The sequence below is a fragment of the Pannonibacter sp. SL95 genome (assembly GCF_026672425.1).
Classification (GTDB): domain Bacteria; phylum Pseudomonadota; class Alphaproteobacteria; order Rhizobiales; family Stappiaceae; genus Pannonibacter.
Genome location: NZ_JAPPRC010000006.1, coordinates 1429161 through 1443752, shown reverse-complemented (window position 1 = coordinate 1443752; position 14592 = coordinate 1429161). Strand labels below are relative to the sequence as shown.

Below are 14592 nucleotides of genomic sequence, written 5' to 3'. Positions count from 1 at the left end.
GAATCCGGAACGGCGACGATCTGACGGGATCAGTTAGCCGTCAGATCTGCGACCAGATCGTGACGTCACGGCTCATTCGGTCCAGAAGCCGGGCAACTTCCGGCTCATCGGCGAGACGGGCGGCCTCGTCGACAGGGAGCCATCGCAACTGCCGCTCGCCGCGCTCGGGATAGTCCGCCGCCTCGGCTTCGGCATGGAGAAGATAGACAAGAACATCGGTCGGGACGCGCAGCCCACTGTCGAGCCCTTTGGTCGAGCGGATCCGGGCAAACGGCTTGCGCTCCGCCCGGCCAATCACGCCGGCCTCCTCGAAGGCCTCGACTTCTGCCGTGCGCTCGGACTGCCGGTCGAGCAGCGGCCATCCCTTCGGCAGGATCCAGCGCCCGGTGCTGCGCGAGGACACCAGAAGCACCTCGTTGCGTCCGTCCCGGACGCGGTAGCAAAGGGCTGCGATCTGCAGCCGTGCCGGGCGCACGAACAGGCTGCGCAGCGCAAGCCAGAGGCGCTGCGGCAGGGAGGCGGACGTCACAACCGGGTCCAGATATGAAAGCCGGGTGTCCGACATGGGACGCGCTTCCAGTCATCCGCTAGGGGCAAAATACACCTGTCAAAACCGACAGGACCGACACGCTCATTTGAGCATTGATACATTTGAGAAACGTTCAAATGAACACGATGTCAAGCTGTCTAAGTCTACAATACGGCCAATTTCCGGCGATCGCGTTAAGGACGCGGGGGAAACAGCATTATAGTTGCCAAAGTGCAACGACGCAGCGTCGGCCTCACCCAATCATAAGCTGTCTAATCAAATTCGTGGTCATTCACGAATGACTTCGACGCCTTGCGCGCTCCAGGCGCCGGGCCATACCTCAGCGGCGCCAGCGCGCATGCGCCGAACCGCATCGATCGGTGGGTGAACCACCACATAGGGCTCTTCACCATTCTCGCCGCCGGTGGGCGTCAGGCTCACGGCCGTGCCGGTGTAGCCGAGTTCAGCCTCGCAAGGGACATAAAGCGCGGCGCCGGAGACGTTGGTGTCGTTCTGCGTCGTGCCCCTGGCAACTCCGGTACAGCCACAGAGGGCAACCGAGGTCAGCAACTCCACCGCCCGCGCCTTGGCACAGTCATAGACGCGGTGATAGCCGGAGAGCATGCCGGTCATGGAAGGAACAAGCAGCAGGTCGAGGTGCTCTTTCGCGAGCAGGCACGACAGCGCCGGCATTTCCACATCGAGGCAGATCAGCATGGCGATGCGCACGCCCTCGACCTCGAACACAGTCAGCTTGCGGCCCGGCGTCAGCACCCAGGGTTCGGGCGCTTTCTCGAACGGGGTCAGCGACAGCTTGTCGTGAACATGGCGGCGGCCATCGGGGGTGAAGAAGATCGCGCGATTGGTATGCCCTCCCCCTTCGTGTGGCCAGGGCATCGACCCGGCCAGAAGCGAAAGGCCGTGACGCGCAGCCAAAGCGGCAAGCTGCGGCTCGATGGCGACGGCGACCTTGGCCAGAAAGGCCATTTCGTCCGTCGGCTCAAGCGCTTGCGGGCGGAAGGCAAGACAGGCCTCGATGCAGTATTCCGGCAGCATCAGGAGACGCGCGCCATCGGCCTTTGCCCGTGCCATGCGCTGGTCAATCGCCGCGACATAGGCTTCGGGCGAAGCGGGAGCGAACCCGAGATTCAGGGAACACAGGGCAATCGGAAACTCGGCCATGACACACCTTGCAAGATCCGGACGGCGGACATGAACGTCCAGCTCCGCGTCAACAAGCGTGCAGTGTGGCCAAGATGGGGCGAATGGGAAAGCGAGAAAGGGTCAGTTGCTGACAGAAAGACCGAGCTGAACGAGCATGGCAGCAAGGCCAAAGACGAGACCGGCTTCGGTGATGAGCGGGATCATCGGCGACGGCGTAGAGGGGCGCTCAAGCATGGCATCTGCGCGTACCCGGTACAGGCCCGCAAGAGCGCGGTCCGTTGACCGGTCGAGTTCTGCGAAGATCGCCTTCACCTCGTCCTGAGCAGCCATGTTCTCCCCCCGCCGATTCCTTCAGCGACAAGATGAAGACTAGCGGCAGGATGTTGCGACATGGTTAACGGCAGTAAACCTTACAAGGGGCGGCCTGCTGTCCGAACCCCGGACTGTCCGTTCTCGTTCAGAGTCACCCCGGCCAAGCGCAGCGCGAGCCGGGGCCTACTCGTTGCCAGAGCGGTGATGCGGCCGTTGCATTGCGTCAGTCGAGACATGCCGGCGTCTTGGCATTCTGCAGCTCCTCAAACCACTCTGCTGCTCTGCGAACGAGTAGACCCCGGCTCTCGCGTTGCTCGGCCGGGGTGACAACAGAGGGTTTGTCAGCAGTCGGCTTTACAAGGGGTTCTTCTGCGGGTCGGCGACATCAAGGATGCGCAGTTGCACCCGTTCCGCGCCCTGCCAGGTGTCGAGCGACAGGACACCGGCGACATGCATGGGCCGGCCGCGCGAGGCGAGCAGCGCTTCGCCGAAAGGCTTCTCGGCCGCCTTGAAGGCAATGCCCTTCAGGGTCTGCCCGTCCGCTCCGGCAAGGGTCGCCCGGACATGGCCGTTGCCGACCACATCGGCGAAGGAAATCCGGTGTGCAGGGAAGGCAAAGACCGGCTCGGGATGACCGGCACCATAGGGCCCGGCGCGCTCCAGACCATTGACCAGATCCAGCGTGGCGCCGCCAGCTGTCAGGGCAGCGTCAATCTTCAATTCGCGATTCGAGGCAGCCACTTCGACGTCTTGCTTCAACATCTCGTTGAAGAAGGCGGACAGCTCGGCCTCGCGCTCGCGGCGCACCGTGAGGCCGGCCGCCATGGCGTGGCCGCCGCCCTTTTCCAGAAGCCCCTCCTCAACCGCCTTGCGCACCGCCCGTCCGAGATCAACACCGGCGATGGAGCGCCCGGACCCGGTGCCCTTGCCAGTCTCGTCATAGGCAATGGCAAAGGCAGGACGGCGATGGGCTTCCTTCAGGCGCGAGGCAATCAGCCCGACAATGCCGGGGTGCCAGCCATCGGAGCCGGTGAGCAGCACGGCGGGGTCCTCGTTGGCGATCTTGATCACCGCCTGCGCGTCGCCCTCCTCAAGCATGATCGCTTCCATGGCCTGGCGCTCGGCATTGAGCGCGTTGAGCCGCTCGGCGATGGCGCGGGCTTCCGTGTCATCAAGGGTCGTCAGCAGCCGCGCGCCAAGCGCCGCATCGCCGATGCGCCCGCCGGCGTTGATGCGCGGCCCGATGAGGAAACCGAGGTGATAGGCAGCCGGCTTGCCGCCGACCCGGGCGACATCGCTCAGCGCCGACAGGCCGGGATTCCCCCGGCCATGCATGGCGATCAGCCCCTTGGTGACATAGGCCCGGTTGAGCCCCTTCAGGGGCACCACATCGCAGACGGTGCCAAGTGCGACGAGATCGAGGAGTGCCAGCAGATCGGGAGCCTGCCGGGTCTGGAACGCACCGCGGCGGCGCAGCTCGCGGTTAAGGCCGACGAGGAAGAGGAAGGTCACCCCGACGGCGGCCAGATGCCCCTGCCCCGACAGGTCATCCTGACGGTTGGGGTTGACGAGGGCCGCAACGGCAGGGAGTTCGACGCCGCACTGGTGATGGTCGATGACCACCACATCAAGGCCGAGCCTCCGTGCTGTCTCGACGGCCTCGAAGGAGGTGCTGCCGCAGTCGACGGTGACAAGCAGCCTTGCGCCGCCCTGGTACAGCGCCTCGATGGCCGGGCCATTCGGACCATAGCCTTCGATGATGCGGTCAGGAATGTGGATGGCCGGAGTGAGGCCGAGGGCGCGCAGATAACGCGCCAGCAAGGCCGATGAGGTGGCCCCGTCCACGTCATAGTCGCCGAAGATGGCGATGGAGACGCCAGCCTCGACCGCATCGGCGATGCGGGCCACGGCGCGGTCCATGTCGACGAGCCCGGACGGATCCGGCATCAGCGCCTTGAGGGTCGGATCAAGAAAGCCTTCCGCGTCCTCAAGTCCGACGTCGCGCCCGGCCATGACACGGGCCAGCACATCCGGCAGCCCGAGCCGCTGCGCCATCGCCATGGAAATCAGGCTCTGCGCCCGGGTCTGGCGCTCGCGCCAGATCTGACCGTTGGCGGAGCGGGTGACGCCAAGCACGAGCCGCCCACTGTCTTCGACCGACATGGCCGTGCTCACTCTCTTTCAATCATGACGGGCACGCCAGGGGCTGCCCGCCATCCGGACTGTCCAGTCCGACGGGCGCCCGTGTGGCCGCCCGTCCTCCGGATCTTCTCAGTCGAGGTGGAACTTCTCGAGCTGCGTGTGCTGGGCCTTGATGTAGCGCACGGTGCCGGTCGAGGAGCGCATCACCACGGTGTGGGTGGTGATGTGATGACGGCCGAAGCGCACGCCCTGCAGGAAGTTGCCATCGGTCACGCCGGTGGCGGCAAACAGCACGTCGCCGCAGGCCATCTCTTCGAGCTGGTACTTGCGCTTGATGTCGGAGATGCCCATGCGGTGGGCGCGCTCGACCTGCTCGTCGCGGGTGATGACCAGACGGCCCTGCATCTGGCCGCCGATGCAGCGCAGGGCTGCCGCCGCCAGCACGCCTTCCGGCGCACCGCCGATGCCTGCATAGAGGTCGATGCCGGTCTCTTCCGGATCGGTGGTGTGGATGACGCCGGCCACGTCGCCGTCGCCGATGAGGCGGATCGCAGCGCCGGTGGCGCGGATTTCCTCGATCAGGCGGGCATGGCGCGGACGGTCGAGCACGCAGGCGGTCACCTCATGCACCTTGACGCCCTTGGCCTTGGCCACGGCAGCGAGGTTCTCGGCGATCGGCAGGTCGAGATCGATGATACCGGCCGGGTAGCCCGGTCCGATGGCGATCTTTTCCATGTAGCTGTCGGGTGCATTCAGGAGCCCGCCTTCCGGCGCCATGGCGATGACGGCGAGGGAGTTCGGCAGGTTCTTGGCGCAGATGGTGGTGCCTTCGAGCGGGTCGAGGGCGATGTCGACGCGCGGGCCCTGCTTGGTGCCGACGTTCTCGCCGATGTAGAGCATCGGGGCTTCGTCGCGCTCGCCTTCGCCGATCACCACCGTGCCGTCGATCGGCAGGTTGTTCAGCTCGCGGCGCATGGCGTCCACGGCAGCCTGATCGGCCGCCATTTCATCGCCATGACCACGCAGGCGCGCCGCTGAAACGGCAGCGCGTTCGGTGACGCGGGCCAGTTCCAGGGTCAGGATACGGTCCAGAGCGCTCGTCGCCGGCGCGGCTTCCTTCTTCGACATCGATTTCCCCCAATTCCTCAAGCAGGGTGGTCCCGTCAGGGACGTGTTCAGGCCAGTTTCTCGATCCGGATCATCTGCGGCGCATCGGCCACGACGCCCTTGGCAACAATTGCCTCCAGCGCTTCCTTGACTGCAGATTCCGTCGTCTCATAGGTGATGAGGATGACAGGCTGCGGCTCGCTGCCCTCGCCGGCCCCGCGATCGGCAAGGCCCGGAGCTTCGCCCCGGCGCTGCACGATCGATTCCAGCGAGATGTTGGCATCCGCCATCGCCTTGGCGATGGTGGCAAAGGCGCCGGGCCGGTCGAAGACCGACAGACGGATGTAGTAGCCACCTTCATGCCGGCGCATGCCGGCGCGGGTGTAATCGGTCAGTTCGGCACTTGGTGCGCCGAGCGCAGACGCGACGTCACCGCGGGCGATGTCGGCGATGTCGGAGGCCACCGACGAGGCGGTCGCGTCGCCGCCGGCACCGGGACCGACGAGCACGATCTCGCCGACGAAGTCGCCATCGACGGCAACCGCGTTCAGCACGCCATCGATGCGGGCAATGGCCGAGGTTTTCGGCACCATGGTCGGGTGCACGCGCTGCTCGATGCCGCTGTCGGTCTTCTGGGCAACGCCCAAGAGCTTGATGCGGTAGCCGAGCTCATCGGCGGCGCGGATGTCGGCGGTGGTGATCGAGGTGATGCCCTCGAGATAGATGTCGTCGGCGCTGATCTTGCAGCCGAAGGCAAGGCTCGTCAGCAGCGCCAGCTTGTGCGCCGTGTCGTTGCCTTCGATGTCGAAGGTCGGATCGGCCTCGGCGTAGCCCAGGCGCTGTGCGTCGGCAAGGCACTCGGCGAAGGACAGGCCCTCGCGCTCCATCCGGGTCAGGATGTAGTTGCAGGTGCCGTTGAGGATGCCATAGACGCGGGCGACCGAGTTGCCGGCCATCGCCTCGCGCAGGGTCTTGACGATCGGAATGCCGCCGGCAACCGCCGCCTCGTAGTTGAGGCTGACGCCAGCGGCCTCAGCGAGGGCCGCAAGCTCGACGCCATGCTTGGCAAGCAGTGCCTTGTTGGCGGTGACGACATGCTTGCCGGCCGCGATGGCGGCCCGCACGGAGGCTTCGGCCGAACCGGAGGCGCCACCGATCAGCTCGACGAACACGTCGATGTCGGGCGAAGCAGCGAGGTCGGCCGGATTGTCGAACCAGGTGTAACCGGAAAGATCGACGCCACGGTCACGAGTTCGGTCGCGGGCGCTGACGGCAGTGAGGACGACCGGACGGCCGCACTTGCGGGCAAGCGCCGCACCGTTTTTCGACAGAAGGCGGACGAGCGAAGCGCCGACCGTACCCAGTCCCGCTACACCAAGTCTCAATGCAGAAGCCATGCGATCCGAGTTCCCGTTTTCATTTGCCCTCGCCGGACGACGTCCGGCAAGACGCTCAGGTGCCGCGCGGGCCTGTCCCTTCCGGCCGAAAAGACAGGCTCGCCGACCGGAAGATGTCCACCGTCAGCGCGAGGCGCTGATCGGGACGACGTTGTGCAACGTTTCGTCGGCCGTTTCAAGGAAACGGCGCAGATTGCGGGCGGCCTGACGCAGGCGCTGCTCGTTCTCCACCAGACCGATGCGCACGTAGTCATCGCCATATTCGCCGAAGCCGATGCCCGGCGAGACGGCAATGTCGGCCTTTTCCAGCAGAAGCTTGGAGAATTCGAGGCTGCCCAGCGCCTTGAACTTCTCCGGGATCGGAACCCAGGCGAACATGCTGGCTTCCGGTGCCGGGATTTCCCAGCCGGCGCGGCCGAAGCTTTCAACGAGGACGTCGCGGCGGCGCTTGTAGGTGGCGCGCATCTCGGCGATGCAGTCATCCGGGCCGTTGAGGGCTGCGGTGGCGGCCACCTGGATCGGCGTGAACGCGCCGTAGTCGAGGTAGGACTTCACGCGGGCGAGCGCTGCAATCAGGCGCTCGTTGCCCACGGCGAAGCCGACGCGCCAGCCCGGCATCGAGAAGGTCTTGGACAGGGAAGTGAACTCCGCCGTCACCTCGATCGCGCCCGGCACCTGCAGCATGGACGGCGGCGGGGTGTCGCCGAAGTAGATCTCCGAATAGGCGAGGTCCGACAGGATGAAGATGTCGTGCTTGCGGGCGAAGGCCACGACATCCTTGTAGAAGTCGAGGTCGGCGACATAAGCGGTCGGGTTGGCCGGGTAGCACATGATCACGGCGATCGGCTTGGGAACCGAATGGATCACGGCGCGCTCGAGCGCGTGGAACACTTCCGGGCCGGGCTTGGCCGGGATCGAGCGGATCGCGGCACCGGCCATCAGGAAGCCGAAGGTGTGGATCGGATAGCTCGGGTTCGGGCTCAGCACCACATCGCCCGGGGCGGTGATCGCCTGGGCCATATTGGCGAAGCCTTCCTTGGACCCGAGGGTCGCGATGACCTGGGTGTTCGGGTTCAGCTTCACGCCAAAGCGGCGCTCATAGTAGGCAGCCTGGGCCTTGCGCAGGCCGGTGATGCCCTTGGAGGCAGAATAGCGGTGGGTGCGCGGGTCGGTGACGACTTCCGTCAGCTTTTCCACGATGTGCGGCGGTGTCGGCAGGTCCGGGTTGCCCATGCCGAGATCGATGATATCCGCGCCCTGCGCCCGCGCCGCTGCCTTCAGCTTGTTCACCTGTTCGAACACGTAAGGGGGCAGTCTGCGGGTCTTGTGAAACTCTTCCATGGCGCGGGCCTCGTGATCCTCTGCGGCGTTGTGCGGCTTTGCTGACGTCTTTCAGCCCCGGTCAGCGCACAGGGCCGGGGTTGGCGCCCTTGTAGCAGCAACCCCTTCTTTCCGCACGCGCCTTTGCAAGGCACGGGCGGCGATTTTTTATCCGTCTAACGGCGTTCGATGTCGGCCAGCGCCGCTGCACCATGCCCGGTCTGGATGCGGCGCAGCTCGGCCGTCGACGTGCGCGGGCCGCGCACCTGACCGCGCCCGGCCATGGCTGCCATTTCCTCGATGGTCTTCTGGCGCGCAGCCTCATCGAGAACGGCGGAAACGGCTGGCTGCTCCGGAGCGTTCGGATCCAGGCTCACAGGCGCCATCGGTTCGACGGGGGCCTGGGCGATGTTGGGATAGGGCGGCAAGGTCGGGACCGTTGCCGGACGCAGCGGATCCGAGACCGTGCCGATCAGCGAGGCGTCAGGCTCAAGGGCGCAGCCGGCGGCCGAAAGCGCCAGGACGACAGTCAGTGCCAATGCCGAATTGCGTCTCACGACATGCTCTCCAAATAGGCGGCACCCCTGCCCTGTTGCGCATCTTATCTGCAGGACAGCCCGAATTCAAAGCTGGCAGGCTGGTTTGCACGTGCATGGCAGATTCGCAAGATCAACTTGTGCAACGCTGTTCCTGATGAATTGCCATTCGACGTGACGGAAACCTGTGTCATAAATTTGATCAGCAGCCGGGTCACAACGGTTCGACAAACAAGAAATTTCGCGGGAGGGAATGCCGAAGATGGCCGATGATCGCCAGAGCCCTTTGGTCCAGTACATTGTGAAAAACCCGGAAGCCTTTGCGCAGAACCTGGCCAAGGTGCTGGAACAGAGCGGAAAGGCTCTCGCTGCCTATCTGGAACCGCGCGAAAAAGGCGAGGTGAAAGCGGATGGCGCCGAAGAGCTGACATCGATCATCAAGACGCTGGCGCAGGTCGGCGAATACTGGACCTCCGATCCCCAGCGTGCCGTCGAGGCGCAGGGGCGGCTGTGGTCCGGCTATATCAATCTGTGGAATTCGTCGCTGAAGCGGATGATGGGCGAGTCGGCCGCACCGGCCGTGGCTGCCCCACCGCGTGACAAACGCTTCGAGGATCCGGACTGGCAGGAGAACCAGTTCTTCGACTTCCTGAAGCAGTTCTACCTCATCACCTCGAACTGGGCCAATGACATGGTCGCCGAGGCGAACGGGCTGGACGAGCACACGAAGCACAAGGCCGACTTCTACGTCAAACAGATCGCCAATGCCCTGTCGCCCTCGAACTTCGTGCTGACCAACCCGGCCCTGTTGCGCGAGACGCTGGAGAACAACGGCGAGAACCTGGTGCGCGGCATGCAGTTTCTGGTCGAGGACATCAAGGCCGGTCACGGCGAGATCAAGATCCGCCAGACCGACGCCAGCAAGTTCGAGGTTGGCAAGAACCTCGCCCTGACGCCGGGCAAGGTGATCGCGGAGAACGACGTCTGCCAGCTGATCCAGTACACGCCGACCACCGACAAGGTGCTGAAACGGCCGTTGCTGATCGTGCCGCCCTGGATCAACAAGTTCTACATCCTCGACCTGACGCCGGACAAATCCTTCATCAAATGGGCCGTGGACCAGGGACACACCGTGTTCGTCATGTCCTGGGTCAACCCGGATGAACGCCAGGCGCAGAAGAGCTTCGAGCATTACATGCGCGAAGGCATCCTCAACTCGCTCGACGTGATCAAGCGCGCGACCAAGGAAGACAAGGTCAACGCCATTGGCTATTGCGTCGGCGGCACGCTCCTGGCCGTGACGCTGGCCTATATGGCTGCCAAGGGCGACGAGCGCATCGCCTCGGCCACCTTCTTCACCACCCAGGTGGATTTCACCCATGCCGGCGATCTCAAGGTGTTCGTCGACGAGGAGCAGATCTCGCTGATCGAGCGCAAGATGGCCGAACGCGGCTATCTCGACGGCTCGAAAATGGCGTCGGCCTTCAACATGCTGCGGTCGAACGACCTGATCTGGCCCTATGTCGTCAACAACTACATTCGCGGCAAGGAACCGTTCCCGTTCGACCTTCTGTACTGGAACTCCGATTCCACCCGCATGCCTGCGGCCAATCACTCGTTCTACCTGCGCAACTGCTATCTGGAAAACAAGCTGGCCAAGGGCGAAATGGTGGTGGCCGGGGAACGGCTTGACCTGAAGAAGGTGACCATCCCGATCTACAACCTGTCGGCCCGCGAGGACCACATCGCCCCGCCCCGTTCGGTATTCCTCGGCTCGTCGGCCTTCGGTGGCCAAGTAGACTTCATCCTGTCCGGGTCTGGCCATATTGCCGGGGTCGTCAATCCGCCAGCCCGTGGCAAGTACCAGTACTGGACCGGGGCCAAGCCGCAAGGGGCGCTGGAGGACTGGATGGCCGGCGCGGTCGAACATCCCGGCTCCTGGTGGCCGCACTGGGATGCCTGGATCCGCGACAAGGACGGGGCTGAGGTCAAGCCGCGGCAGCCGGGGGCAAACAGGGTAAAGATTCTTGGCGACGCGCCGGGTTCTTACGTTAAGATGCGCGTCTAGGGCCGCGCTCATCCTTGAGGTGTGTGCAGCTCCGCAGTGAGCATCCGATCGTTCTGCGGATGCTGACCTGGGTTTGGTCAGCATCCCCTTGAGAAGCGTGCGGCAGGGCCAGGTCATTCGACCGGCCCGGGCACCACGCCAAGACCCCAAATCCCAAGTCCGGACGCGCGCGTTCGCCGTGTCCCCTATGAGAGACAGCCGCAAGGCGAGCGTGAGCCCATGGCCAGCACCGCAAACATTCCCCCGCCCTCCCAGCCGCGCGCGCCGCGCCCGGCGGTTATGCCAGCGCGGCAGATCCGCTGGTATGCGATGGCCGCGCGGATGTGGCGGCGTCCGCCGGGACTGCTGCCCCTGATCTCGCGCCTTATCCTGTGGCCCCTGGTGCCGGCCGCGCTGTGGCTGCATGTACTGTATGGCTGGCCGGCAGCGCTTGCCGGGGCAATGGCTGTCGCCTTTGCAGCGTCCCGTCTGCCGCGGCTGTCGCGGCCACAGCCGCTGAGCGCCGCCAATGCTGGCGCGGCGCGTCCGGCCTGGCATGTGCGCGCATTGCTCGGCGAGCGGATGCTGCTGAACCGCATCGTCGTGCCGGTGCCAGGCAACGCAACGCGCAATGCCGGGCTGCTGCTGGTGGCCACACTCTGCGGCGCAGCGCTTGCACTGATTGCAGGATTTGCCGGCGACCTGAGTTCCCTGCTGATTGGCCTTGGCCTCTGCCTTGCCGCACAGGTGGCACATCTTGGTCTGGCGAGCCGCCTTTACGCACAGATGCGGGACGCCGACGCGTTGTACCGCGCCTGGCAGCGCCCGGCGACAAACGACAACCGCGGCGGTTCGCAAAAGCCCGGACAGGCTGCCTGAAGTCCAGCCGGAACAGGCCGGGTTCCGCAGCCATGACAGCGGCTTACGGCCCGCGCCTCAGCAAGTCCTTCAGCATGTCATCGGCCAGATGCGCCGGCGCAAGGCCCGGATCCTCGAGATCATCGAGCTCCAGCCATTCCTGCGTTGCCTCCGGATGCGGGCCTGACAGGCTGATCCAGCCCCGGCCGTAAGGGGCGAGCAGTGCCGCCACCTCCCCGCCCTTGTAGGTGGCTGTCACCTCTACGCGGCTGCCGGGGGCCAGCACGAAATGCGGGGCCTCCTGCAGATACATCCAGCGCGGGACGCCGTTCCAGATCACCTGTTCCATGCTGGCTTCATAGGGGCTGTAGCCGGCCGCATCGCCCTTGAAGAGCTGCAGCCCGACGCCATCGCCCTCGTCATCGATCGACTTGCCAGCGAAGTAGCCGCCAGCGCAGATGCCCCAGTAGCGGCCACCGCTGGCGATGTAGTCCTTCAGCCAAGCCACCTGCGTGTCGGTGAGCGAGCGGCGGATGTCCATCACGTCCTCGCCGCCGCCCTGGATATAGACCGCAGCCTGCGACAGAAGCTCCGGCGTGATCTCGGGGCCGGAGACATAGCGCACCTTGAGCCCGACGCGGCTTGCCACCACGCCGGCAGCCTCCGGGCACCCGTCGCAGGCGCCCGGTCCCCGGTAGATCAGCGCCAGCCCTGCCCCGGCGGCGAAGGCCGGGCCAGGGTCTGCAAGCATGACCACACCAATCATGGCTGCCATGACGCCCGTCATCAGGCGCGCCAGCCCATGCATCTTCAGTGTCATTGGCCTGTCTCCAATCGGCACGGCTGTCGCCGTCAGGCTCAGCCTTCTGCCGCAGCTCCGGCCCGCTTTTCGGCCAGAAGTCCGAGGTAATGCTGCGCCACGGTCGCGCCGGCGATCGAGGTGATGTCGGCGTGGTCATAGGCCGGGGCCACTTCCACCACATCACCGCCAACGAAGTTGAGATCGCCGAGGCGGCGCAGGATCATCAGCGCCTCGCGCGAGGTCAGCCCACCGGCGACCGGCGTGCCCGTGCCCGGCGCGAAGGCCGGGTCAAGGCAGTCGATGTCGAAGGTCATGTAGGCCTTGGCGTCGCCCACCCGCTCCTTGATCATGTCGACGACCGCGTTGACGCCGAGCTGCTCCACGTCCTCGCCATAGAGGATTTCCAGGCCGCAGGTCTCCGGCGCGTGGGTGCGGATGCCGATCTGGATCGAGCGCGACGGATCGATCAGCCCCTCGCGCACGGCGCGGCCGGTGAAGGTGCCGTGGTCGATGCGGCCACCGTCATCGGGCCAGGTGTCCTGATGCGCATCGAACTGCACCAACGCCAGAGGCCCGTGCTGCGCCACATGGGCGCGCAGGATCGGCAGGGTGACGAAATGGTCACCGCCGATGGAGAACAGATGCACGCCCTGCTCCAGGATCTCGCGCGCCTGGGCCTCGATGCAGGCCGGGATCTCGGCGTTGCGGCCGTAGTCGAAGGAACAGTCACCGTAGTCGACCACCGCCAGCGTCTCGAACGGGTCGGCGTGGAAGGGATACTGCGGATCGCCGTCGAAGATCGCCGAGGCGCGGCGCACGCCCTGCGGGCCGAAGCGGGCACCCGGGCGGTTCGAGACCGAGGCATCGAACGGCACGCCCCAGACGGCGACATCGACGCCGGCCAGATCGCGGCTGTAGCGCCGGCGCATGAAGGAAAGGACACCGCCATAGGTCGGCTCATGCGCACCGCCGGTCAGGTGCTTGCCGAACACGGCGTTGTCGGTCGGACGGGGACGGATCGTGGACATGGGGGCTCCGCTAGGTCGTTTGCGGACGCTTGCCGCTCCGCGCCGCGACCCTAGCCGAGGCATCGGGAAAGGCAAGAGGGCCGACAAGAGATGCGGTTTGCAGTGGAACGACACCACAATCGCAAGATCGTCATCCTTGGCAAAAAGAACGATGCGATGCAAATAAGTCACATAATTCTTGCTACCCATGATTTATATCGTCGGGCCAGCACCACTAAAATCTGAGCGCGGCCTTCCATGTCTGACAACTCCCTCAAGGCGACCCTTCGCTACTACCTTGTCGTTACTCTCGTTGCGTTTCTGCCCTATGTCGGGCTGCCGGCAATCCTGCACGCAACGACGGGGACCGAAACCACGCATTTTTTTACCGCCCCAGAAACCCTGTCCCGCGGCAACATCAAGCCGATGTCCCAGGATGCGCAGGTGATTGCACGGGCTGATTACTGCGAATGGCTGACCAAGGACTGGGGCTGGGAGCATTGCGACGGGATCGACAAGTACATCATCAACGCTCTGCCAGGCGTTGACTCGCTTCTGATCGAGAAACCGAATGAGGACGGCTACATCTCGCTCAAGGAGTGGCAAGACGAAAGCGAGGACGCGATCAAGGAGATCACGAACGCCCTGGTCGAAAGCACACGGAGCCAGTCGAAACGGACGAATACCGATATTCGCTTTGTAGGCTGGCGCGCTTACCCGGAAGTCGTTCAAGACCGGAAGGTTCTTTTTTATGCAACCGAACTGGAGTGGGCCGGGGAAAAGGTGATCAACATCAAGGCTTCGATCTTTGATCGCCGAGGCTATGTCACCTTGATGATCGTACCGATGGACGCGACGCTTGGCACCGCTGAAATCAAGGACATCGTTCTGCGCATCGCAGAAAGCTATGTGCCTCATCAAAACGAAAACTATGCGTCCTTCACCAGCGGCGACAAGGTTGCTGCTGCCGGAGCTGTGGGCGTGCTGGCCGCGATGATCGGTGTCAAGTACAGCAAGGGACTTCTCGCCGCGATCTTTGCCTTCGCCGTCATGTTCCTGAAGAAAGCGTGGTTCTTGCTGGTGATCCCGTTTGTGGCGATCAAAAAGCTGTTTCAGAAGAAGGCTTCTGCTCCAACAACGGAGGTCGCGCCACCGGCCCCGCATGTGGAAGATGAGGATTCGCCTGCCGCGTCTGACAAGCTTGCCGATTCAGACCCGAAGGACGAAAGCCGCACCACTTAAGTCACTCTGTCTTCGCAGACCGTCGCATCGGACAATGAGCAAGGCCAGCGGCAGCGTTTGCCGAAAGGAACGCCGTTTCGCGGACCGCTCGTGGGCTCAGATCAGAGAGCAACGGGCGGTTCCAATTGC

13 protein-coding genes are annotated in these 14592 nt (G+C 64.6%); 3 read left to right on the top strand and 10 right to left on the bottom strand.

From position 1 onward, the window contains the following. Window positions 1–40: 40 nt before the first annotated feature. The 8 genes from OVA12_RS23505 to OVA12_RS23470 all read right to left on the bottom strand — a co-directional run bounded on the left by OVA12_RS23505 (window position 41) and on the right by OVA12_RS23470 (window position 8528). Window positions 41–565, bottom strand: a complete 525-nt coding sequence (locus tag OVA12_RS23505; protein ID WP_268141311.1) for an NUDIX hydrolase — start codon at window positions 563–565, stop codon at window positions 41–43. Between the two features lie 252 nt (window positions 566–817). Then, the gene (locus OVA12_RS23500; protein ID WP_268141309.1) at window positions 818–1711 is read right to left on the bottom strand and encodes a nitrilase-related carbon-nitrogen hydrolase; all 894 of its coding nucleotides are present in this window, start codon (window positions 1709–1711) and stop codon (window positions 818–820) included. A 102-nt stretch (window positions 1712–1813) separates the two neighbouring features. Then, complete coding sequence (locus OVA12_RS23495; RefSeq protein WP_268141307.1) at window positions 1814–2023, bottom strand: hypothetical protein; 210 nt, start codon at window positions 2021–2023, stop codon at window positions 1814–1816. A 336-nt stretch (window positions 2024–2359) separates the two neighbouring features. Continuing rightward, window positions 2360–4168, bottom strand: a complete 1809-nt coding sequence (recJ, locus tag OVA12_RS23490; protein WP_268141305.1) for a single-stranded-DNA-specific exonuclease RecJ — start codon at window positions 4166–4168, stop codon at window positions 2360–2362. Between the two features lie 108 nt (window positions 4169–4276). Next, complete coding sequence (gene glpX, locus OVA12_RS23485; protein WP_268141303.1) at window positions 4277–5275, bottom strand: class II fructose-bisphosphatase; 999 nt, start codon at window positions 5273–5275, stop codon at window positions 4277–4279. A gap of 47 nt (window positions 5276–5322) precedes the next feature. Further along, window positions 5323–6651: a homoserine dehydrogenase gene (locus OVA12_RS23480; protein ID WP_268141301.1), complete on the bottom strand. Its 1329-nt coding sequence runs from the start codon at window positions 6649–6651 to the stop codon at window positions 5323–5325. Between the two features lie 123 nt (window positions 6652–6774). Next, window positions 6775–7992, bottom strand: a complete 1218-nt coding sequence (locus OVA12_RS23475; protein ID WP_268141299.1) for an LL-diaminopimelate aminotransferase — start codon at window positions 7990–7992, stop codon at window positions 6775–6777. A 155-nt stretch (window positions 7993–8147) separates the two neighbouring features. Next, the gene (locus tag OVA12_RS23470; protein ID WP_268141297.1) at window positions 8148–8528 is read right to left on the bottom strand and encodes a hypothetical protein; all 381 of its coding nucleotides are present in this window, start codon (window positions 8526–8528) and stop codon (window positions 8148–8150) included. 241 nt (window positions 8529–8769) lie between these two features. Here OVA12_RS23470 and OVA12_RS23465 point away from each other — a divergent pair, with 241 nt between their 5' ends. Continuing rightward, window positions 8770–10575: a PHA/PHB synthase family protein gene (locus OVA12_RS23465; RefSeq protein WP_268141295.1), complete on the top strand. Its 1806-nt coding sequence runs from the start codon at window positions 8770–8772 to the stop codon at window positions 10573–10575. 219 nt (window positions 10576–10794) lie between these two features. After that, window positions 10795–11433, top strand: coding sequence for a DUF6653 family protein (locus OVA12_RS23460; RefSeq protein WP_268141293.1), 639 nt, complete (start codon window positions 10795–10797; stop codon window positions 11431–11433). A gap of 43 nt (window positions 11434–11476) precedes the next feature. On the opposite strand, the gene OVA12_RS23455 is transcribed toward OVA12_RS23460, so the two are convergent. Together OVA12_RS23455 and speB are read right to left on the bottom strand one after the other, a co-directional pair. Then, window positions 11477–12232, bottom strand: coding sequence for a BPL-N domain-containing protein (locus OVA12_RS23455; RefSeq protein ID WP_268141291.1), 756 nt, complete (start codon window positions 12230–12232; stop codon window positions 11477–11479). A gap of 38 nt (window positions 12233–12270) precedes the next feature. Continuing rightward, on the bottom strand, window positions 12271–13242 hold the full coding sequence (gene speB / locus OVA12_RS23450) for an agmatinase (RefSeq protein WP_268141289.1): 972 nt from the start codon (window positions 13240–13242) through the stop codon (window positions 12271–12273). A gap of 237 nt (window positions 13243–13479) precedes the next feature. On the opposite strand from speB, the gene OVA12_RS23445 reads away from it, so the two are divergent. Continuing rightward, entirely contained in the window at window positions 13480–14463 is a 984-nt protein-coding gene (locus OVA12_RS23445; protein WP_268141288.1) for a DUF2167 domain-containing protein, read from the top strand. The last annotated feature ends 129 nt before the right edge of the window (window positions 14464–14592 follow it).